We start from the raw sequence: 20,392 nt of genomic DNA on the forward strand, positions 1-20,392 counted from the left end.
CCATGAGCTGTTTCCCCCTGTTGGTGTGAAGACCCTGGTCAGGTCCATGCCCCGGATGCTACCGCCGCACCGTCACGTCCGGGTCACCCCAAAAAGGGGGGCACCCCTCATTCCCAGGCTCCGCCCAAGGCTCGCACCAGGCCCACCGTGGCTTGGTATTGCGCCGATCGCACCTGCAGGGCCTGGCGCCGGTTGCTCAGTTCGCTGCGCTGGGCGTCCAGAAGCTCCAACTGACTGACCAGGCCATTGCGGTAGCGCGATTCGGACAGCACCGTGGCCCGCGTGGCCGAGTCCACCGCGCGCGACTGGGCTTGGGCCTGGTCGGCCAGCAGGCGCAGGGCGGACAACTGGTCCTCCACGTCCTTGAAGGCGACCAGCACCTGTTCGCGGTAGGTGGCACCGGCGATGTCCAGGTCGGCATTGGCGATCTGGATGCCGGATTCGCGCTTGCCGCCGTCGAAGATGGGCAGCGACAGCAGAGCACCCACGCCCCAGGCCCGCGTCGACCACTTGAACAGGTCGCCCAGGTCGGGCGAGGCGTAGCCGCCATTGGCCGTCAACGACAGGCTGGGGAACCAGGCGGCCTTGGCCACGCCCACGCGGGCTTGGGCGGCCAGCAATGAGGTCTGCGCGGCCGACACATCGGGCCGGCGGGCCAGCACGGTGGAGGGCACGCCCGCGGGAATCAGGGGCAGCTTCGTGTTCCAGTCGCGCGGCTCGACCTGGAAGCTGGATGCGGCCTCACCCACCAGCACGGCCAGGGCATGTTCGAGCTCGGCGCGGCGGCGATCCAAGGCGATGGCCTCGGACTCGGTGGCCGCGACCTCGGTGCGCACGCGGGCCACGTCCAGCTCGGCCACGTCGCCGGCCTGGAAGCGCCGCTCGGTCAGGCTCAAGGTGTTGCGGTAGGCCTCCACGGTGTCGCGCACCAGGGCGCGTTCGGTGTCGAGCGCGCGCAGTTGCAGGTAGCTTTGCGCCACGTTGGATTGGACCAGCAGCCGCGTGCTCTGCAACAAGGCTTCGCGTGACTTCGCGTCCAAGCTCGCAGCGTCAGACGCTTTGGCCAGGCGGCCGAACAGGTCCAGCTCGTAAGACAGGTTGGCGCCCACGTTGGCCACGGTGCCCAGGGGCGTGCCGATGGCCGGGGCAGCCTGGCGCTTGACGCCCGCGCCCAGGCCCACCTGCGGCAAACGATCGGCGTCGGCCGACCTCAGCAAGGCGCGCGCTTGCGCCAACCGGGCCGCCGCCGTCTGGATACTGGTGTTGCGCGCACCGGCACGGTCCACCAGGTCGTCCAGCGCCGGGTCATTGAAAGACTTCCACCAGGCGCCACGCGCTTGTGACTCGGCGGGCGTGCTGACGGTCCAGCGGGTGTGGCCTTCTTCCTTGAAGGTGGCGGGCGTGATGGGCAACTGAGCGGTGTCCACGGGTGGAGCCGAGGCGCAACCAGCCAGGATCAACACGGTCAGCAAGGGGCTTAAGAGATGATGCATTTTCTTCATGCGGGTTGCTCCTGCAAGTGGGCGCCGCGGCCATCGGGCAGGGCGTCGATGTGCGGCACGTGGCCGTGGTGCTTGAGCGGGCGGTTGCCCGCCAGGCGGCGCATCAGCACGTAGAACACGGGGGTGAGGAAGAGGCCGAAGGCCGTCACGCCGATCATCCCGGCGAACACGGCCACGCCCATGGCCTGGCGCATCTCCGAGCCCGCGCCGGTGGACAGCACCAGGGGCAGCACGCCCATGACGAAGGCCAGCGAGGTCATCAGGATGGGGCGCAGGCGCAGGCGGCTGGCTTCGATCGCGGCCTGCAGTGGGGTGCGTCCGTTCAACTCCAGCTCCCGGGCGAACTCCACGATCAGGATCGCGTTCTTGGCCGACAGCCCCACCAGCACGATCAAGCCGATCTGCGTGAAGACGTTGTTGTCGCCGTTCGAGAGCCACACGCCGGTCATCGCTGCCAGCAGGCCCATGGGCACGATCAGGATGATCGCGATGGGCAGGGTCAGGCTTTCGTACTGCGCGGCCAGCACCAGGAAGACCAGCAGGATGGCCAAGGGGAAGACCAGGATGGCGGAGTTGCCGGCCAGGATCTCCTGGTAGGTCAGCTCGGTCCACTCGAAGCCGATGCCAGGGGGCAAGGTTTCAGCAGCGATGCGCTCGACGGCTTCGCGCGCCTGGCCGGATGAGAAGCCGGGGGCAGCACCGCCATTGATGTCAGCGGACAGGAAACCGTTGTAGCGCATGGCACGTTCCGGTCCAAAGCTGGGCTTGACCTTCATCAGCGCCGACAGCGGCACCATCTCGCCGGTGCTGGAACGCACCTGCAACTGCCCCACGTTCTCGGACCGGGCGCGGAAGGCAGCGTCCGCCTGAACCCGCACCGAATAGGTCCGGCCGAACTTGTTGAAGTCGTTGGCGTAGAGGCTGCCCAGGTAGATCTGCATGGTGTCGAACACATCGGTCAAGGGCACGCCGAGTTGGCGGGCCTTGGTGCGGTCGATGTCGGCATACAGCTGCGGCACGTTGACCTGGAAGCTCGAGAACATGCCCGTCAACTCAGGCGCCTTGTAGGCCTTGGCCATGAAGGCTTTGAGGGCGGCGTCCAGCGCCTCATAGCCGAGCGAGGCCTTGTCCTGGATCTGCAGCTTGAAGCCGCCGGTGGTGCCCAGGCCCGGCACAGGCGGTGGCGGGAACATCACGATGAAGGCATCTTGAATGGCGCCGAACTTCTGGTTCAGCTGGCCGGCGATGGCGCCGCCGCTGAGCTCCTTGGTCTTGCGCTCATCAAAGCCCTTCAAGGTGGCGAACACGATGCCCGAGTTCGAGCTGTTGGTGAAACCATTGATCGACAGGCCGGGGAAGGCCACGGCGCTTTCCACGCCCGGCTGCTTGAGCACGATGTCGCCCATGCGGCGGATCACGTTCTCGGTGCGGTCCAGGGTGGCGCCATCGGGCAGTTGCGCGAAGCCGATCAGGTACTGCTTGTCCTGCCCGGGCACGAAGCCGCTGGGCACAGCCTTGAACAGGCCCACGGTCACGCCCACCAAAATCAGGTAGCCCACCAGCATCACGGCCTTGCCCGAGATGGCGCGCTTGACGCCACCGCTGTAGGCGTGCGAGCCGCGGTGGAAGACCTTGTTGAAGCCGCGGAACAACCAGCCCAGGGTCTTGTCCATGAACACCGTGAGCTTGTCCTTCGGTTCGTCGTGGCCCTTCAGCAGCATGGCGGCCAAAGCGGGTGAGAGGGTCAGCGAATTGACGGCGGAGATCACGGTCGAGATGGCGATGGTCAGCGCGAACTGCTTGTAGAACTGGCCGGTCAAACCGCTGATGAAGGCCAGCGGCACGAACACGGCGATCAGCACCAGCGCGATCGCGATGATGGGCCCGGACACTTCGCGCATGGCCCGGTAGGTGGCCTCGCGCGGGCTGTGCCCAGCCTCGATGTTGCGCTCCACGTTTTCAACGACCACGATGGCGTCGTCGACCACGATGCCGATGGCCAGCACCAGGCCGAACAGGCTCAGCGCGTTGATCGAGAAGCCGAACAAATGCATGATCGCAAACGTGCCGATCACCGACACCGGCACGGCCAGCAGCGGGATCACCGAGGCGCGCCAGGTCTGCAGGAAGAGGATCACCACGATCACCACCAGGGCCACCGCTTCAAGCAGCGTGTGGACCACGGCGTCGATGGAGGAGCGCACGAACTGCGTCGGGTCGTAAACGATCTTGTAGTCCACGCCTTCGGGCATGTTCTTCTTGATCTCGGCCATGGTGGCGCGCACGTTGTCCGAGATCTGGATGGCGTTGGAGCCGGGCGCGGCGAACACCGGCACGGCCACGGCGGACTTGTTGTCCAGCAGCGAGCGCAGCGCGTATTCGGAGGCGCCCAGTTCCAGGCGCGCGATGTCTTTCAGGCGCGTCACGGCGCCATCGGGGCTGCTCTTGACGATGATGTCGCCGAACTCGGCTTCGCTTTGCAGACGGCCTTGCGCGTTGATCGACAACTGCAGGTCCACCCCCGGCAGGCCGGGCGAGGCGCCCACCACACCGGCCGCCGCCTGGATGTTTTGCTCGCGGATGGCGCGCACCACGTCACCGGCCGACAGGCCGCGCTGCGCCACCTTCTGCGGGTCCAGCCACACGCGCATCGAGTAGTCCCCCGAGCCGAACAGCTGCACCTGCCCCACGCCTTCGATCCGCGCCAGGCGGTCCTTGACGTTGAGCACCGCGTAGTTGCGCAGGTAAGTCATGTCGTAGCGCTCGTTGGGCGAGACCAGGTGGACCACCATGGTCAGGTCCGGCGCGCTCTTGATCGTCGTCACGCCCAAACGGCGCACTTCCTCGGGCAGGCGCGCCTCGGCCTGCGAGACGCGGTTCTGCACCATCTGCTGCGCCTTGTCCGGGTCGGTGCCCAGCTTGAAGGTCACGGTCAAGGTCATCAGGCCATCGGTGGTGGCCTGGCTGCCCATGTAGAGCATGTTCTCCACGCCGTTGATGGATTCCTCCAACGGCGTGGCCACGGTCTCGGCGATGACCTTGGGGTTGGCGCCGGGGTACTGTGCGCGCACGATCACCGAGGGCGGGGCAACCTCGGGGTACTCGGAGATCGGCAGCGCGCGCAATGCAATCAGGCCTGAGATGAAGATCAGCAGGGACAGCACGCCCGCGAAGATCGGGCGGTCGATGAAGAATTTGGACAGGTTCATGGCGTTCTTCTTTTAGATTTGGCTCTGGCCTTCTTGGCGCGCTTGCAGCTCGGGCTTGGCATCCATCGGCACGTTGGTCGGCGCGACCAACGTGCCCGGGTGCACGCGCTGCAGGCCGTTGACGACGATGCGTTCATTGGCCTTCAGGCCGCTGGTGACCACCCGCAGGCCATTGGCCTCGGCGCCCAGCGTCACTTCGCGGTAGGCGGTCTTGTTGTCGGCGCCCACCACCATCACGAACTTCTTGCTCTGGTCGGTGCCGATGGCGCGCTCGTTGACCAGCAAGGCGCCGGTCGTCTTGGTCTGGCCCATGCGCACCTTGGCGAACTGACCTGGCATCAGGCTGCCATCTTTGTTGTCGAACACCGCGCGCACGCGCACGGTGCCGCTCTTGGCATCGACCTGGTTGTCGATCAGTTGCAGGTGCCCGGCGATGGTCGCGTCTTCCGTCGTCGCGGTGCCGATCTGCACGGGGATGCTCTCCAGTTTGGCACGCGCGCTGGCACCGCCCGGCAAGTCGCGCAGGGCGTGCATCACCACCTGCTCATCGGCGTCGAAGCTGGCGTAGATGGGGCTGACGGACACCAGCGTGGTCAGCACCGGCGCGCCCGGGCCAGCGGCCACCAGGTTGCCCACGGTGACTTCCAGCTTGCCCACCCGGCCGCTGACCGGGGCGCGCACTTGCGTGTAGCCCAGGCTCAGCTTGGCGGTGTTCAGGGCGGCCTGTGCGGCGCGCAGGTTGGCGTCGGCCTCGTGCAGGCTGTTCAGGCGTTCGTCGTATTCGCGCTGGGCGATGGCTTGTTCATCGAGCAGCCGCTTGGCGCGGGCCTGGTCGCTCTTGGCGTAGGTGGCTCGGGCCTGGGCCGACACCACCTGCGCTTCGGCGCGGTCCACCTCGGCCGCGTAAGGCGCGGGATCGATGGTGATCAACAGCTCGCCCTGCTTGACGATGGCACCTTCGCGGAAGTGCACCGACTGGATGGCGCCCGCCACGCGCGAGCGGACGTCCACGCGCTCCACGGCTTCGAGCCGCCCTGAGAACTCGTCCCACGTGGCGACGTCCGAGGCCGTGACCACGGCGACAGACACCGGCGTGGCCTGTGGCTGCGTCGACGATTCGGGCGCCTTGGCCTTGGCATCGGGCAGGGCTCGCAGACCAAAATAGCCAGCCGATGCCGCAATGAGGGCGGTGACCACGGTGCCAATGGCCCAGGGGCGTGCGTTGATGCGGTTCTTCATGATGTGATTCCCTTTGAAGCGGATGCAGATGCGTTGGATGAGGCAAAAAATTGTTGGACGTGCTCGCGCACGCTCTGGGCCCAGGGGGCGTCGTGGCTTTCGGGGTTCATGCAGCTGCAGGGCCAGCCGGTGGGAGCGGGCAGCACGGCGTCCTTGACCTTCACACCGGCCGCGCGCAGGCGCCGGGCATAGTCCAGCGACTCGTCCTTGAAGGGGTCGTCACCCGCCGTCAGCAACAAGGCGGGCGGCAATTCGCCCAGGCGCAGCGAGGGACCAGGCGCGGCATAGGGGTGGGTGCAATCGCCCACCTGCGACAAGTACTGCTTCCAGCCATCGGCCCAGCGGCAGCCCTTGACGCCAGCCTCGGCCGCGCGCAATGAAGCGGTGCCCAGGCAGGGGTTCAGCATCGGCGACAACAGGATCTGGCCGGCCAGCGGGGGTTGGCGTTGGTCACGCACCATCAGCGTCACCGCAGCGGCCAGGTTGCCCCCGGCTTCTTCGCCGGCCACGAACACAGGCGCCTTGTCACCCGCCAGCTTGGTCCGGTGCTTGTAGGCCCATTGCAGCGCCGCGTAGCCTTGCTCGGCGGCCTGCGGAAACGGGTGGGCGGGCGCCAAGGGATAGTCCAGCGAGACCACCACCGCGCCCGCCTCGGCGATCAGCCGTGCGATGGCCGAGCCACTGTCCAGCCCACCTTGCACAAAGGCGCCGCCGTGGAAGTGCACCACCAAAGGCACCGCGCCCACTTTGGGCCGGGCGCCGTAAAAGCGCACCGCCATAGGCCGGTCCAGAACGTTGATCTCGGTGGGCTGAGTGACCATCTTCCGTGGCCACGTGGGTGGCCCCTGCACGATGTTGCGATGCAGCAGAATTTATTCACTTAAAGCCAACCAATAAATAGCCCTGGCGCTCATGCTTTATTTCAGTTGAGACAACAATCAGGCCCATGGACAAATTTCTAGCCATGCAAACCTTTGTGCGGGTGGTGGAGGCGGGCACCTTCACCAAGGCGGCCGATTCGATGAACCTGCCCAAGCCCACGGTCACGCGCCTGATCCAGACGCTGGAGACAGAGCTGCAAACCAAGCTGCTGCACCGCACGACTCGCCGCGTCACCGTCACACCCGACGGTGCGGCCTACTACGACCGCGCCACACGTTTGCTGGGCGAGCTGGACGAACTCGAATCCAGCATGTCGCATGCCAAGGCCAACCCGCGCGGTCGCCTGCGCGTGGACGTGCCCGCCTCGCTGGGCCTGGCCGTCATCATCCCCTCCTTGCCCGACTTCCACGCCCGTTATCCCGACATCCAGCTGGACCTGGGCGTGAGCGACCGGCCGGTGGACATGGTGGGCGAGAACATCGATTGCGTGGTGCGTGGCGGCGAGCTGACCGACCAATCCCTGGTGGCGCGGCGCATTGGCGATGTCTACCTGGTGATGTGCGCCACGCCCGATTACCTCAAGCGCCACGGCACGCCCACGCACCCGCGCGACCTGGAAGAAAACCACACCATCGTGCGCTACACCATGCCGCGCACGGGCCAACTCAAACCCATCGAGCTGAGCAAGGACGGCGAGACCCACGAGGTGCAAGGCAAGCACCTGATCTCGCTGAACGATTCCAACGCCTACGTGGCCGCCGGCCTGGCGGGCCTGGGCGTGATGCAGGCCCTGACCTTCCTGGTGCAGGACCACATCAGCAGCGGCGCGCTGGACCCGATCCTGATGGACTGGTGTTCAGGCCCGCGGCCGGTCTACGTGGTCTACCCGCCCAACCGGCACCTGAGCAACAAGCTGCGTGTGTTCGTGGACTGGATCGCCGAGCTGTTCGCCACACATGATCTGATCCAGCAAAAGTGCTCGCTGGCCATGGTGGCCAAGCGCAAGCCCTTGCTCACTGCAGCCTGAGCCTTGAAGCGCTTCAGACCCAGCCTTCGATTTTCAAACCGCTGAGCTGCTCGGCCTCTTCGCGGCTGACTTTGCGCACGGTCTGGCCAAACGTCCAGACATGCCCTTCCGGGTCAGCAGCGGAATAAACCCGGTCGCCATAGAACTGATCCGCCGGCTCGCGCACGATGGTGGCGCCCGCCGCGCGGGCCCGTTCGCAATGGGCGTCCAGACCAGACTGCAAATGAACATGCACCGACTGCGTGTTCTTGCCCTCCAGCGCCAAGGGGCTGTCGGTGGTTTCGTTCCAGGCCGGGCCGATCATCACGTGGCCATCGCCAAAGTGCATCTCCGAATGGCCCAGGTGGCCTTCGGCATCGGTGATGACCATGGTGCGTTCAAAGCCGAAGGCTTTTTCAAGCCAATCCAGTGCGGCGAACGGGTCTTTGTAATAGACCGCAGACGCGAAGGTGGCACGACGAAAGGGATCGTCCATGAGGGGCTCCTGACCTGGATGTTTTGTGATCGATCGCCACTTCAGTGTTGATCAAATCCAGGCACAAGCCAAGTGCGGGCGGCTCAAGACCTCAGGACGCGTGTACCCATTGTTCAAAGGCCAACTGCGTGACCGGCTTGCCGAACAGGAAGCCCTGCACCACCTCGCAACCCAGGCCGCTCAGGTAGTCGGCCTGCTCTTTCGTTTCGACCCCTTCGGCCACCAGCGCCATGTTCAGGCTCTGGCCCAGCGACACGATCGCCTTGACCAGTTGCTCGGCATTGCCCTGGTGCGAGGGCAGCTCCTTGATGAAGGCCCGGTCGATCTTCAGGATCTGCACCGGAAAGCGCGTCAGGTAACTCAATGCCGAATAACCGGTGCCAAAGTCATCGATGGCGATGGTGATGCCCAGTTGCGACAGCTCCTCCAGCACACCACGGATTTCGTCGCGCCCGTCCAGCAGCAGACTTTCGGTGATCTCCAGCTCCAACCATTGGGGCTGGCAGTGGGCAGCGCTCAAGGCTTCGCGCACGGTGTTGACCAACTCGCCACCCGCGAACTGCCGCGCCGACAGGTTCACGGCGATCTTCAAGGGATCGCTGCTGCGGCGGTTCCAATCGGCGGCGGCCACGCAGGCAGCGCGCAAAGCCCAAGCGCCCATGGGCACGATCAGGCCGGTGTCTTCGGCCAGCGGAATGAACTGCACGGGCGGCACCAAGCCACGCTCGGGGTGGTTCCAGCGCATCAAGGCCTCGGCACCCACCAGGCGGCCCGAAGCCAAGTCGAACTTGGGCTGGTAATGGAGCTCCAGCTCGTCGCGCTCCAAGGCCTTGTGCAGCTCGCTTTCCATCGTCAGGCGGGCCGAGGCCTGCGCTGTCAGGTCGCTGGAATAGAACTGGAAGTTGTTGCGGCCCTTGCCCTTGGCGTGGTACAGGGCGGCATCAGCATGCTGGAGCAACTGGTTGGCATCTTGCGCATCGCTGGGGTAGAGCGCGCCGCCAATGCTGGTCGTGACGAACACCTCCTGGCCACTGACCGTGAACGGCATCTTGAAGGCGCTGATCACCTTGCTGGCAATGCTGCCCATGTCGGTGGCATGGCGCACGTCGGGCAGCACCACGGCGAACTCGTCACCACCCAAGCGGGCGATGGTGTCGTAGTCGCGCAGCACCTGGCGCAAACGCTGCGCGGCCTGCTTGAGCAGGTCATCGCCCGCGCTGTGGCCCAGCGAATCATTGATGTCCTTGAAGCGGTCCAGGTCCAACAGCAAGGTGCCCACCTGCTGGTGGTGCCAAGAGGCATCGATCAAGGCCTGGTTGAGCCGGTCCACGAACAAGGCGCGGTTGGGCAGCTCGGTCAAGGGATCGAAGAAGGACAGGGAGTGCAACTGGCGCCGGTAGGTCTTCAGCTCGGTGATGTCTTGAACGGTGGCGAGCAGGCGCTTGGGGTGGCCCTGCGCGTCGTAGCTGATGCGCGCCACCGTGTGCAGGTCTCGGGTGCCGTCGTCTTCAACGTGGCGCACCTCGTATCGCAAGTTCTCGACCTTCTCCGCGAAAGCTTTCACGTACAGGTCGACCACCCAGTTGCGCTGGTCTTCGGGCACCAGCTCCATCAACTCTTGCATGCCGGGCGCCCAGTCCATGGGACGGCGCAGCATGCGCAGGGTCTCGGCCGCAAAGCGGGCCTGCTGGCGGGTGTAATCCCATTCCCAACAACCGAAGTGGGCGATCTCCTGGATCTCTTCCAGCCGCGCCTCGCTGTCGGACAGCGCCTGCAGCACGGTATGTTGCGCGCTCATGTCCTGCAAGCCGATGGTGCCTTGGGCCAAGCTGCCATCAGGGGTGTATTCCAGCAAGGCCACGCCGCGCAAGCGCCGCACCGAGCCATCGCGCAACAGGGCCGCGAACTCGGCGTCCACGGTGGTGTGGCCTTGCGCCAAAGCATCGGACCACAGGCCATGGACGCGGGACGCATCTGCGGCGCCGACCAGGCTCAGCAAGTGGGCCACCGTCATCTCGTCGTCCAGGCCATGGCCCAACATGGCACGGGCTTCGGGCGAGACATGCAAGGCATCGCTCGCGGCATTCCACCGGATGAAACCCACCTCCATCAGGTGCTGAGCGGCGCGCAGGCAATCGTCGCTGCCGGGGGGCGCAGCGGTCAGCACGTCCCGCTGAACGAGGGCTGGCATGTCGTTGTGGTCCTTGTGAAGGGGGGCAGGGCTTTCATCCCTTATCGGCCCCATTGGACCCAAACTTCAATCAGCTTGCGGCCGAGCAGCGGCAATGCGCTGAGACGCTGGGCGATTGCGTGCTTTTAGTCACAGGTGGTGGACCGTGGCGTCAGGCCATCTGAACAAGTTCTTCCTGCTCCTTGCGTGCTTGAGCGATGTCCTTGATCAGGTTGTTACTCCACTCGTACACCGCAGACGCATTGTCTTCGTCCTCGCCTTTCCGAACGCGCTTTGGCGGAGCCTGGCGCAGCTCATCCTCGTGCTCGCTGCGCCGAATGAAGAAGCCACTGTGCGGGTAATAGCCACGCCGGACAAAGTATCCACCGCCTTCTCTGCGCGTTCCCGACTGAGTGCGAACCGCCATCTCTTCGCCCCAACTCAACAGGTCGCTGGCGTCTTCATCCTTCATGACGGGATAGGGTGTGCCGTATTCCGCCTCCTTGACCAAGGCCGCGTCTTCAGCTGTCAATTCTTCACCCCGCGCTTGCTTGGCTTGGGCCTCATGCACCTGGGTGGTCTTCTGGTGGATTTTCTTGTCGAAGCCTTTGAGTTCAGACGGGTCCTGGTCCATCACCCTCTCGACGCGGCTACGCTTGTCAAACTCGGTCACTTCGCCAGCCATGTAGAACGTCGCGAACGAGTCGTGAACGTGGTCGTCAAAAAAACGGGCCACGTCATCAGGCAAAGGCTCAGGATTTTCAAAGTGGCCCACCGCGAAGGTTTCCCACTCATCAAGCGCGGTGTGCGAGTTGGCACGGATCACCTGCCATTGGTTGGCCTTGTAGCGGTATTCGGAGCCGAACTCCGGTTGATTTGAATGACCACGGTCGTGATGCTGCGCATGCGTGGATTTGCGGTGGTGCAGCAGCTCCAAGTCACCAGCCAGCAACCGGTTGGCGGATGACAGGTCTTCCTTGTCCTGCTCACTGCTTGCCTGGAAGCTGGCTGTGCTCTCCAGGCTGGTGAGGCGCATGGCCTTCCACCGGTAGAAGAGGCTCATGTGGGACTTGAGCACACCGCCGCCATCGCCCAGTTCTTGGGCATAGGCTTTCCAGGCGCTGGCCAGGTTGGCGTCGACTTCGAAGTCGACCTTCGCGCGATCAGTCATTTCACTGAAAGGTAAAAGCGGCACGCCTGCTTTGCGAGCAGCCAGGTACATGTGCGCCAGCGGAATCTGCGACAGCAAACTGCCTTGTCCCCCTCGCGCCTTGCCCTGCTCATTGGGGGCATAGCCTCCACCAACATCAGAGTGCGAACCTGGATAGAGAAACTCCTGCATGCCACCGCCACGTTGACGGGTCACTGGAAAGTTCATCCGCATTTCATGCGCAGCAATAAGGTGCACCCCCTTGGTGACACAGCCTGGCAATGGCTTGTCCACGTAGTTGGCCCAAGACCAGTGCCCGTCAAAGATGGCCCCCGGCATAGGCAAGGTCTTGGCCACCGAGGCGGAACCGCCCACCGACGCCACAACATCGAAGACGCCTAGGAAATTGATCTCGGCTTTGATGCCCGCCAAGCATCCTCCTTCCAAAAGCTTGTCAAACAAGTGGCAGAACGCCACGGCTTCCGCGCCGCCTCGCGAGAAGCCAAACACCGACACGGTGACTGATGGGATAGCAGGTTTGGGGGTGGCTTTCAAGGCCGCCTGAAGTTTATCTATATGCGGCGCAAACCAGTCCTTGTGGGTGACACGTTTACCGTCACGCTGGTGTGCAATGGCGACTCGGCCGATTTCGCGGCCGTAGGCTTGGGCGAGTTGGCCAAGAACAGCTTTTTTGTAGAGAGGCTCTTGAGTAAACACCGTCATGTGGATAGCGTTGAGAACCTGAAAAAGCCCCCAGATGATTCGCGCTTGTCCACCCTTGGCAAAAGCTTTGCCTTCTGCGCTCTCTGTAGGTTCCCCAATTTCTGGAAAATCAGTGCCGACACCTTGGATGTAAATTCCGTGCAGGCCCGCGGCCGTCTTTGAATTTGGAAATGCTTGGTATAGACGAGCAACGTTGCTGTGGCTCGCTTCATTGAACGGAAGGGGTGACTTCTGCTTTGGGAGCGATCGCTCGACAGAACTATTGAACTTTCCCTCGGCTTTATTAGCTTGCGCCTCCAATTTCTTGCGCCTAGCGGTTGAGACTGGCACCGCAATCCGCTTGCCATTGAGGTCGCGTTCCAAGTTATTGTTTGTTCCATCAAAGAACAACCCAACTTGCACCGGAATGCTGCACGGTTTTCCGGCGTCATCCACAGCCAATGACAAGAAGCTGCGCGCATCGCTATTAGCAGGCAACTTGAGCGCCTGCGCACTCGGATAGTACGGAGCCGCTTTTGGTGGAGATTGCAGATTCTCCGACATTAAGCACCTTCCTTACGTTTCCAACCTGCAGGTTTGACCGGAGCAGGAATAGGGTGCTTAGTGCTAGCGCCCCCGAAGTTGGTAACTACAACTCGAATTTGATCATTTGGAAAAACGTGAATGTAGATGTCGCCCGGCTCGTCATACCTCTCTACTTCCACAATCTTTTCTTTGACAACATCGTTTCTCCCCACTGGCATGTTCCAACGCACCTTGACCATGAGGCCTGGCTGCCAAAGTTCTGGGACTAAGGTGCAACAAATACTGGCATTGCCTGCGCCAAATTCATCCATTCCACCGCCACCCCCACCGTTAACAGAAGCGGAGTAGATAAATTTATCAGTGTGGTTCACGACTCCCACTGAGGCTGAAAATTTCTTTGGCTGAGGGTTCTGGGGTTCCAAAGCACACCCCACCAACGATCCCGCCAGAAGACCACTGATTAGCCACATCATCCTGTTTGCTTTAATAAGCATGTAAGTCTCCGTTGATCACGCCGCAGCATCGTCCGATCGGGCGCAGCTTTCCCAAAACTCATCCGGCAAGGCGTTCAATTCATCGGCATAGCCATGCCCTGATCGCGTGCGTTGGAGCAAATGCTGGAACGCAGGGTGTTGAAAAGAACCTGGTGCCAAAGCCAGGCCCAACATCACCAGCGCTTGCCGATCGGGTGCTGCATTCAGAGCACCGCGATTGGCCTGCTGCAAGCAGGCTTGCACCTGTTGATGGATGCGCGCAGGCGTGTCGTGCCGAAGCAGGTCCGGGCGCACATCGTCTATGCGACTGAGGATGTGATCGGCCTCACCGGCATCAACCAGAGCGTGAAAGCGCTCATCGTCCAGCTCCCAAATGCGCCACGGTGAGGCTGCCTCAGTGAGACCAAGTCCTTGAAGAAGCTGGACCTGGCCTTGTCGATCAAGGTAGTGCCATCCACGCAAGGACGTCATCAACTGCGTGCGCTCAACATCCGTCAGCGCCGCCAGCAAGCTGGGCAGCACGCGGGTATCGCCCCACCGCACGGGCCAATCCAGGCCATCAGCGGTACGGGCAAGCAGGTAGGGGCGAAGATGTTGCACCAGCGTATCCGCAGCCACGCTGCTGACCAACAAACTCCACATGGGCTTGCCATTGGCCCGCGCATGCAAAGCGGTCAAGTACTCGGCCACCGTCTCTTTGTCACCCTTCAAGGCAACGAGCCACAGCCCGACCTTGCCAAGTGCCGCCAATGCGGTTTGGTCATACAAGGCATACCGTGTGCTGTGTCGCCAAAGTGGCGCATCAAATAACGTTTCGTCGAAGGCGCCATCAATCAAGATGAAGGGAAAGCTGGCCTCCCCGGGGAAGGTCAAGGTCACGCTTTCCACACAGCGTGAGATCACATCGGGTGCCCAAGGATTGACCGCGAAGAACATGGTGTTTGCCTGACTTTCTAAATCAAGCCCCGGCAGGTGCCGCAAAGGCACTGCCCGACTTCATCGCCTTGAGCATGCACGCCACGCACACACTCTTGGGGAAGGTTGGCATGGCCCAAGACTGCGTCCCGCCCCCCACCATCGATTTCATCCCCGCCTGCGCCGTGATCTTGCCCGGGCACTCAACCGTCAAGCTTCCACCATCGATCGTGATGCTGGCCCCGCCACTCACCGCCAACACCACCTTCTTGGCTGCCGCGATGTTGACCACCCCTTGCGCGGTCTTGATCTCCAGCACGTCCCTGGAAGCAATCTGTGCGGGCCCGGCCTGCGCTTGCAAATCAATTGCCCCCCGCGCCGCGATCACCGTCAAGCCCTTGCCCGCAGCCTCGCCGCCCGGTTGAATCGCCCCCGCCAGGATGCCTACGGCCTGCCCCGTGTGGATGCGCGCCTGGCCACCCACCGCCCAGTGTGTGTCCTGCCCACTGGCCACGGTCGTGGTGTCGTCGCTGCTCAAGTGCAGATCCTGCCCGGCTGTCACGCCCACCCCTGCCTTGCCCACGATGGCGATGTTCGGATCGGACATGTGCGGCACCTTGCCCGTGCCTGTGCTGGTGGAGCGTTGCGCCGCATCGGCCAAGGCCTCAGGCAGTTGTTCGAAGCTGACCATGCCGCTCAAGCTCTTCGTCAAAGCCGCCGCTGGGGCCAGTTGTTCGTTCAAGGCACTGTGGTTGGCCTGCCGGCTGCCGGCCGCGCTGGCCAGCCCCACTGTCTGGTGTGTGGTGGCTGCCTGGTGAAAGGTCTGCGCCAGTTGTTGCATCTGCTTGGCCAGCGCGATGCCTGCCGCGTTGTCGCCCGCGCCTTCGGCCGTCTGGCCTGCGCCATGGGCCAGCTTGTACGTGCTCAGCATCACGCCCCGCACGGCACGCACGCCACCCCACGCATCGGTGCGCAATTCAAAGCCCAGACCACGGAAGCTGCCTCGGTGGTTGTCGGCCTGGTGCAGCAGGTGGCCCATCTGCAACCAGGTCTGCGCTTGCGTGCTGTGAAGCTGCGTGCGCAGCTGTCCCGGCGTGTCATCAAACACAAGCTGGTTGTAACCCTGGCCGCCAAACTCCTTGCTCTTGACGCCGCTCAGGGCTGCCGCGTTGTTCTGGCCCTCGGCGCCGTCGTTGGCCGCGCTGGGCGCCGCACCGTGCCACGCGGGGCTGTTGCCCCCAATGCCTGAGCCCACCAGGTTCATCTGGCCGCTGGGGCTGTGGTCGGTTGATTGGGCAAAGGCGCTGGTGTCTTTGTCGGCAGCTTGCCCGGCCGGTGTGCGCGGCACGCCGCCTTCGCCTCGGCCGCTGTACAGGCTGGCTTGCACATAGGGGCGGTCGATGTCGTTGTTCAAAAAGCCCACCAGCACTTCGTGCCCGATGCGCGGGATGAACTGGTGGCCCATGCCCGTACCCGAGAAGCGCTGCATCACGCGCACCCAGCAGCTGTGGTCGCTGTGTTGGCGACCTTCATTTTGGGGCGCGTGCGGGTTCGTTTGCCAATGGAACTTGACTTTGACGCGGCCCAGCTTGTCGGTGTAGAGCTCGTCTGCCCCGTTGGCCGTTGCACTGCCATCAGGACCGACCACGATGGCCGTTTGCATGCCCCGCGCGGTGGGACGCGGACGAGGGCGCAAGCCTGTGCCATCCAGCAGCACAGCGCGCCAGGGCACGTTTCGGCGCAGGGCCTGGAACTCACAGGCAAAGCCGGTCTGGGCGGCTTGCCGTTGCAGCTGCTGGGTGTCGATCAGGGCTTCGTGGACCAAAGACCGGTTCAGTTGGGGCAGCTCGGCCTGCCCCAGGCTGGCCATGATCTTCTCGCTGAACTCTTTGGGCAGGTTGTTGACGCCATAAGCGTCCACGCCATGCACGAAGAACTCCTTGTCTTGCGCGCTCAGGCCAAAGGCGGCCAACGGGTCAAGGGTGGATTGCGTCACGGCGATCCAGGTGCCTGCGCGCAGGGTGCGCACGGTGCCCCGGCCCAACCAGGTCTTGAAACGGGCCTCGTGGGCTTCCTGCAGGCGCGTGGCGGCGAACTGGGCTTCGGCCTGGTTGCCAAAGAGGTAGTCGCCCGTGGGGTCGTAGCTGGTGAGCCAACTTTGCAGGCTGGTGGCTTGCTCGCCACCCCATGGGTGGTGGGTGGGGGCGTCCGCCGTGATGGCGCTGTTGCTGACGTAGTCCCAGCCTTGCAGCACGGTGGCGGTGGTGCCAACACGGCGGATGGCGGCCATGGCCTGGATGCTGTCTTGCGCTTCCTGGCTGCTGCTGCGGTGAAATCGGATGCCCTGGCCGCCCGTGCTGCTGGCGCTGACCTGGTCTTGCGGCTGCTTGGCACTGTTGGCAAAGAACACCACGGTGTGACCACCTGGGGCGGCTTCGTCTTCTTCGACCCGGTAGCACAGGCCTTCTTCGGCCAACAGGCGGCTGACAAAGTCGAGGTCGCTTTCGCGGTATTGCACGCAGTAGGAGCGCTGGCCGCCGTTGCGGGCGAACAGGCCCTGCGCCACGTGGTTGGCCACATCTTCGTCCCACTTCCAGGCGGCGATGGCAGCGTGGTCGGCGAACACGTCTTCCACGATATCGATGAGCGACTTGTCTTGCCAGACACGGCTGTTGAGCGTGTGGCCCAAGAGGGCGATCCACGGTTGCACCAGCAAGCCCTTGCGGGCCAGGCCGCCGTCGGCTTCCAGCGCATCAGCGCTGACAACGTAGCCACTGCGGCGCGCGCGGCTGCCGTCGGCCAAGGTGGTGTGCAGGGTGATGGGGCGTGCGTACAGCTGCTTGAGCTCAACCTGGGCGTTGAGCACCAAGGCGTTGATGTACAGGGCAAAGGGCTGGGAGACGGCCTCGTGCAGCACGAAGCTTTCAACCATCAGGTCGGCGGGCAGGCTGCCTTCGGGGCCGCCGGGCGACGACAGCGTGTAAAGGCGGGCCTCGGTGCCCCACTGGCCGATGACGGCGGCCAAAGCGCGGCTGATCTCAGACTTGAAAGAATCCAGACCCATCGAGGGTTCCCTGACATTGTTTTATGTGTGCAAATGCAGGGGAGATTTTCAGGGCTGAATGGGGCCGGGCAAGGCCCCCTTGATGGGGTGTCGATGTAACGAGTTGAAAGCACCGCCCCGCTCATCACTGCGGCACGTTGGCCGCCTGCGCCCGCGCCATGCCATGGGCGTGCTCCACCGGGCGGATGTAGCCCTTTTGCAGGGCCGCGTCCGCCGCCAGCTTGTACTTGGTCACGTAGTCTTCGTGCGTGGGATACAGCGCCTTCAGCTTGCTGGCGTTGAAGACGTTGGTGTTGCCTCCTGCCACGCACGCGAACAAGTCCAGAAAGGCCAGCGAGCCGGTCGTGAAATTGGCGTGGCCGTACTTGGCGATCGGCACCTCGATCTCGGGCAGGCGCAGTCCACCCAGCGCGTTGCCGTTGGCGTCCTTCTTGATGGACCCCAGCCAGTCGCGCTGCAACTTGGGCGCGGTCGGCGGCGCGGTGCCGGTGCTCATCCAGTTCTTCAAGTGGTGGATGGCCGCGATCTCGGTCGCGTAGAAGGGCATGGCGTTGTAAGGGCTGATGCACGTGGGGGGCACCCAAGCCACATCGCGGCCGCTGACCTCGGCGATGTTGTCCAGCAGGTACTGGTCGGCATGCGAGGCGCCGGCCACTTCCCATTGGCGGATCTTGTCGGTGTCGATCTGCTTGGACGTTCCGGATCCCAAAGCGGCATCCATCTCGGTTTGCAGCAAGAAAACGGGCACTTGGGTGTCGCTGCGGATGGCGGCGGTGGACGGCAGGTTGTCGCCGGAGGCGAGCTTGGCGCCGGTGGCCAGGCGGCCGTGGATCAGCAGGCCATCAAACACATTGTCCAAGGGCTGGATGGCGTTGGCGTAAGTCAACAAACGCATCGCCGATTGCGAATGCCCGGTGGCCAGAATCTTCTGCGGCTGCAACCCACCCAGCAGCACCGCGTACTGGTCGCGCACGGCTTGCGCGGTCTGCGACAGGATGTCGTAGGAGATGTCGTCGTCAGGGATGCTCATGGCGGCATAGCGGCTGCCGAACTGCTTGAGCTTTTGCACGCCCGTGACGCCCACCTTCTGCACATTCACGCCGACGTAGGCATAGCCTTCGCGCAAGATGGCCTCGTGGGCCATGCTCCAGTCCACGTCCAGCGGATAGCCCGTGCTGACGTTGAGCCATTCCACAATGACCACGCCGTTGAACTGGGCCGCGGTGGCCGGCCGGCGCACGATCATGATCGTGTTGTAGGGGTTGGCGCTGGAGACCACGCTCGCCGCCCACTTGCCATCGGCGCCCAGGGTGCCAGTGCCCTTGTACTTGCGGGCCAGGCCGTTGATGGTGAACTCACGCTCCACGAAATAGCTTTGGGCCACTGGGTCCAGGCGGTCCCCGAAGCCCGGCGCTTCGGCGTTGGCAGTGACCGAAGCCTGGGGCGCCGCCGCCAGGCTCGATGTGCTGGCGCAGGCCAGCCAGGCGGCCAGACCGCACAGGCGCGCAGTCGTCTTGCTGAGTCTCTTCATGGGATCTCCTTGAACGAATTGAATTGCATGGCAGCCATCATGGCCGCGCCGTCAAGATAGTTCCAGTCCATAACAACCCAACCAGGTAAAACCCCTCAAGGCCCCCTTAGACCAGGGGGAGCGGTGCGCCAAGGTTGAAATGGCGGTTTCTCTGACAAGCGGTGAGGTCAAAGGCCTACACGGGCACCGGACATCCGCATTGAAAATAATCACTACAAATAATCTTCAAGAAAAAACAATGCCATTGCCTTCCCATGTTGGTGCACCGTCTTCCAGGCTTGTGATGATGTACGCGGTACTTGCCGCCAGCGGCTTGGCCACCATGCCGGCCAGCGCACAACAGGGCCGCACGGATGATGGTGGCGCCCACTTGAAAGGCTGGGCTTTTGTTCTGGAGAATGACCTCCTGGGCACCAAGAACGCCAAGGACCGCTGGTACACCAACGGCCTGCAGTTGATGCTGGCGTTTGAGGAGGGCCGCGAGCCCGAGGTGCTCAAGCCCACCTTGTCATGGGGACGGTGGATGGTGCCCCAAGACTGCGAAGGCGATGGTTGCAACCTGACCTTGAACACGGTGCTGGGCCAAAACATCTACACGCCTCGCGAAGTGGGCGTGGCAGAGCCTCAAACAAACGACCGGCCTTGGGCAGGGTGGTTGTATGGCGGCATCGGCTTGTCCAACTTCAATGGCAACCGGCACCAGATGCTGGCTTTCAAGGCGGGCCCCACTGGGCCGGCCTCGTTGGCCGAAGGCACGCAGAAGGCGGCGCATTGCTGCCTGGGTTCGTCCAAGGAGCCGATGGGTTGGGACAACCAGTTGCGCCCCAGGCTGGGCGTTCAGCTCAGTTATCTGTCCACGCATTATCACTTTGTCGATAGCCCCGTGGGCCTGCAAACCTCTTGGGGCGGCGCGGTAGGCAATGTGCACACCTTCTTGCGTGGCGCCGTGGCCGTGACCTGGAGCCCGGCGGGCGGCCAGGGCCGAGGGCTCCAATCAGGGGGGCTGGACGAGGGCGAGTTCTTCACACCGGATTTCAGCGCACACCCCACGCGAGGCACCTTCATGGACAGCCTGCGCCACACCGTGTTTTACGCGCACATGCAGGTCAGCGCGGTGGCCTACAACGTGTTCCTGGAAGGGCGCACCTACAAAGGCCATTCGGAGATCGATCCCGAACGCCTGGTGGGCACCTCCACCGTGGGGTTCGTGGTGCCTCTGGGCGAGCAGGGTCAGCACAAGCTGGGCGTGGCCTGGAAAAGGCGCACGCCCGAGTTCGAGGTGCGTGGCGCCGGTCCCAACCGGGACCGTTACCAAAGCTGGGGCGTGCTGAGCTACTCGCACGACCTTTGAGGCGAGAGGAACTGCGATGAGTTGCAGCCCGTAAGCACGCTTTTCAGTCCCAGCGAACTGTGGTGCGGCAAACACTCGCCGTCCTCACGGGCTTTATAACTGGATTGACTTGCCCGTGGGCTTGCCCTAAAAAAC

At 63.6% G+C, this 20,392-nt stretch carries 13 protein-coding genes; 2 read left to right on the plus strand and 11 right to left on the minus strand.

What is annotated here, in order from left to right:
* Positions 1-107: 107 nt before the first annotated feature.
* The 4 genes from LQ232_RS07965 to LQ232_RS07980 are packed head-to-tail and all read right to left on the minus strand — an operon-like array spanning position 108 to position 6,771.
* Positions 108-1,502, minus strand: a complete 1,395-nt coding sequence (locus LQ232_RS07965) for an efflux transporter outer membrane subunit (protein ID WP_230179791.1) — start codon at positions 1,500-1,502, stop codon at positions 108-110.
* On the minus strand, positions 1,499-4,711 hold the full coding sequence (locus LQ232_RS07970) for an efflux RND transporter permease subunit (RefSeq protein ID WP_230179792.1): 3,213 nt from the start codon (positions 4,709-4,711) through the stop codon (positions 1,499-1,501). The genes LQ232_RS07965 and LQ232_RS07970 overlap by 4 nt, the downstream gene beginning before the upstream one ends.
* Positions 4,712-4,723: 12 nt before the next feature.
* Positions 4,724-5,950 carry an efflux RND transporter periplasmic adaptor subunit gene (locus tag LQ232_RS07975; RefSeq protein ID WP_230179793.1) on the minus strand — a complete coding sequence of 409 codons (1,227 nt, stop codon included), beginning with the start codon at positions 5,948-5,950 and terminating at the stop codon, positions 4,724-4,726.
* Positions 5,947-6,771: an alpha/beta hydrolase gene (locus tag LQ232_RS07980; RefSeq protein ID WP_371820144.1), complete on the minus strand. Its 825-nt coding sequence runs from the start codon at positions 6,769-6,771 to the stop codon at positions 5,947-5,949. The genes LQ232_RS07975 and LQ232_RS07980 overlap by 4 nt, the downstream gene beginning before the upstream one ends.
* Positions 6,772-6,896: 125 nt before the next feature.
* Here LQ232_RS07980 and LQ232_RS07985 point away from each other — a divergent pair, with 125 nt between their 5' ends.
* Positions 6,897-7,859, plus strand: a complete 963-nt coding sequence (locus LQ232_RS07985) for a LysR family transcriptional regulator (protein ID WP_230179794.1) — start codon at positions 6,897-6,899, stop codon at positions 7,857-7,859.
* A gap of 13 nt (positions 7,860-7,872) precedes the next feature.
* Here LQ232_RS07985 and LQ232_RS07990 read toward each other — a convergent pair whose 3' ends face one another.
* From LQ232_RS07990 to LQ232_RS08025, 7 genes are all read right to left on the minus strand, one after another.
* Positions 7,873-8,334: a VOC family protein gene (locus tag LQ232_RS07990; protein WP_230179795.1), complete on the minus strand. Its 462-nt coding sequence runs from the start codon at positions 8,332-8,334 to the stop codon at positions 7,873-7,875.
* Between the two features lie 91 nt (positions 8,335-8,425).
* Positions 8,426-10,525, minus strand: coding sequence for a bifunctional diguanylate cyclase/phosphodiesterase (locus tag LQ232_RS23590; protein WP_305878620.1), 2,100 nt, complete (start codon positions 10,523-10,525; stop codon positions 8,426-8,428).
* Between the two features lie 151 nt (positions 10,526-10,676).
* Positions 10,677-12,920: a DUF2235 domain-containing protein gene (locus LQ232_RS08005; protein WP_230179796.1), complete on the minus strand. Its 2,244-nt coding sequence runs from the start codon at positions 12,918-12,920 to the stop codon at positions 10,677-10,679.
* The gene (locus LQ232_RS08010; protein ID WP_230179797.1) at positions 12,920-13,396 is read right to left on the minus strand and encodes a DUF3304 domain-containing protein; all 477 of its coding nucleotides are present in this window, start codon (positions 13,394-13,396) and stop codon (positions 12,920-12,922) included. The genes LQ232_RS08005 and LQ232_RS08010 overlap by 1 nt, the downstream gene beginning before the upstream one ends.
* Before the next feature lie 15 nt (positions 13,397-13,411).
* Positions 13,412-14,332 carry a DUF4123 domain-containing protein gene (locus LQ232_RS08015; protein WP_230179798.1) on the minus strand — a complete coding sequence of 307 codons (921 nt, stop codon included), beginning with the start codon at positions 14,330-14,332 and terminating at the stop codon, positions 13,412-13,414.
* 22 nt (positions 14,333-14,354) lie between these two features.
* The gene (locus tag LQ232_RS08020) at positions 14,355-17,375 is read right to left on the minus strand and encodes a type VI secretion system Vgr family protein (protein ID WP_230179799.1); all 3,021 of its coding nucleotides are present in this window, start codon (positions 17,373-17,375) and stop codon (positions 14,355-14,357) included.
* Positions 17,376-17,499: 124 nt separating this feature from the next.
* Positions 17,500-18,906 (minus strand): alpha/beta hydrolase domain-containing protein, encoded by a 1,407-nt coding sequence (locus LQ232_RS08025; protein ID WP_230179800.1) that lies wholly within the window; start codon positions 18,904-18,906, stop codon positions 17,500-17,502.
* Between the two features lie 286 nt (positions 18,907-19,192).
* Between LQ232_RS08025 and LQ232_RS08030 the strand changes: the two genes are divergently transcribed.
* The gene (locus LQ232_RS08030; RefSeq protein WP_230179801.1) at positions 19,193-20,257 is read left to right on the plus strand and encodes a lipid A deacylase LpxR family protein; all 1,065 of its coding nucleotides are present in this window, start codon (positions 19,193-19,195) and stop codon (positions 20,255-20,257) included.
* Positions 20,258-20,392 lie beyond the last annotated feature (135 nt).

The organism is Aquabacterium sp. CECT 9606 (assembly GCF_918741295.1).
In the GTDB taxonomy this organism is placed as follows: Bacteria; Pseudomonadota; Gammaproteobacteria; order Burkholderiales; family Burkholderiaceae_C; genus Aquabacterium.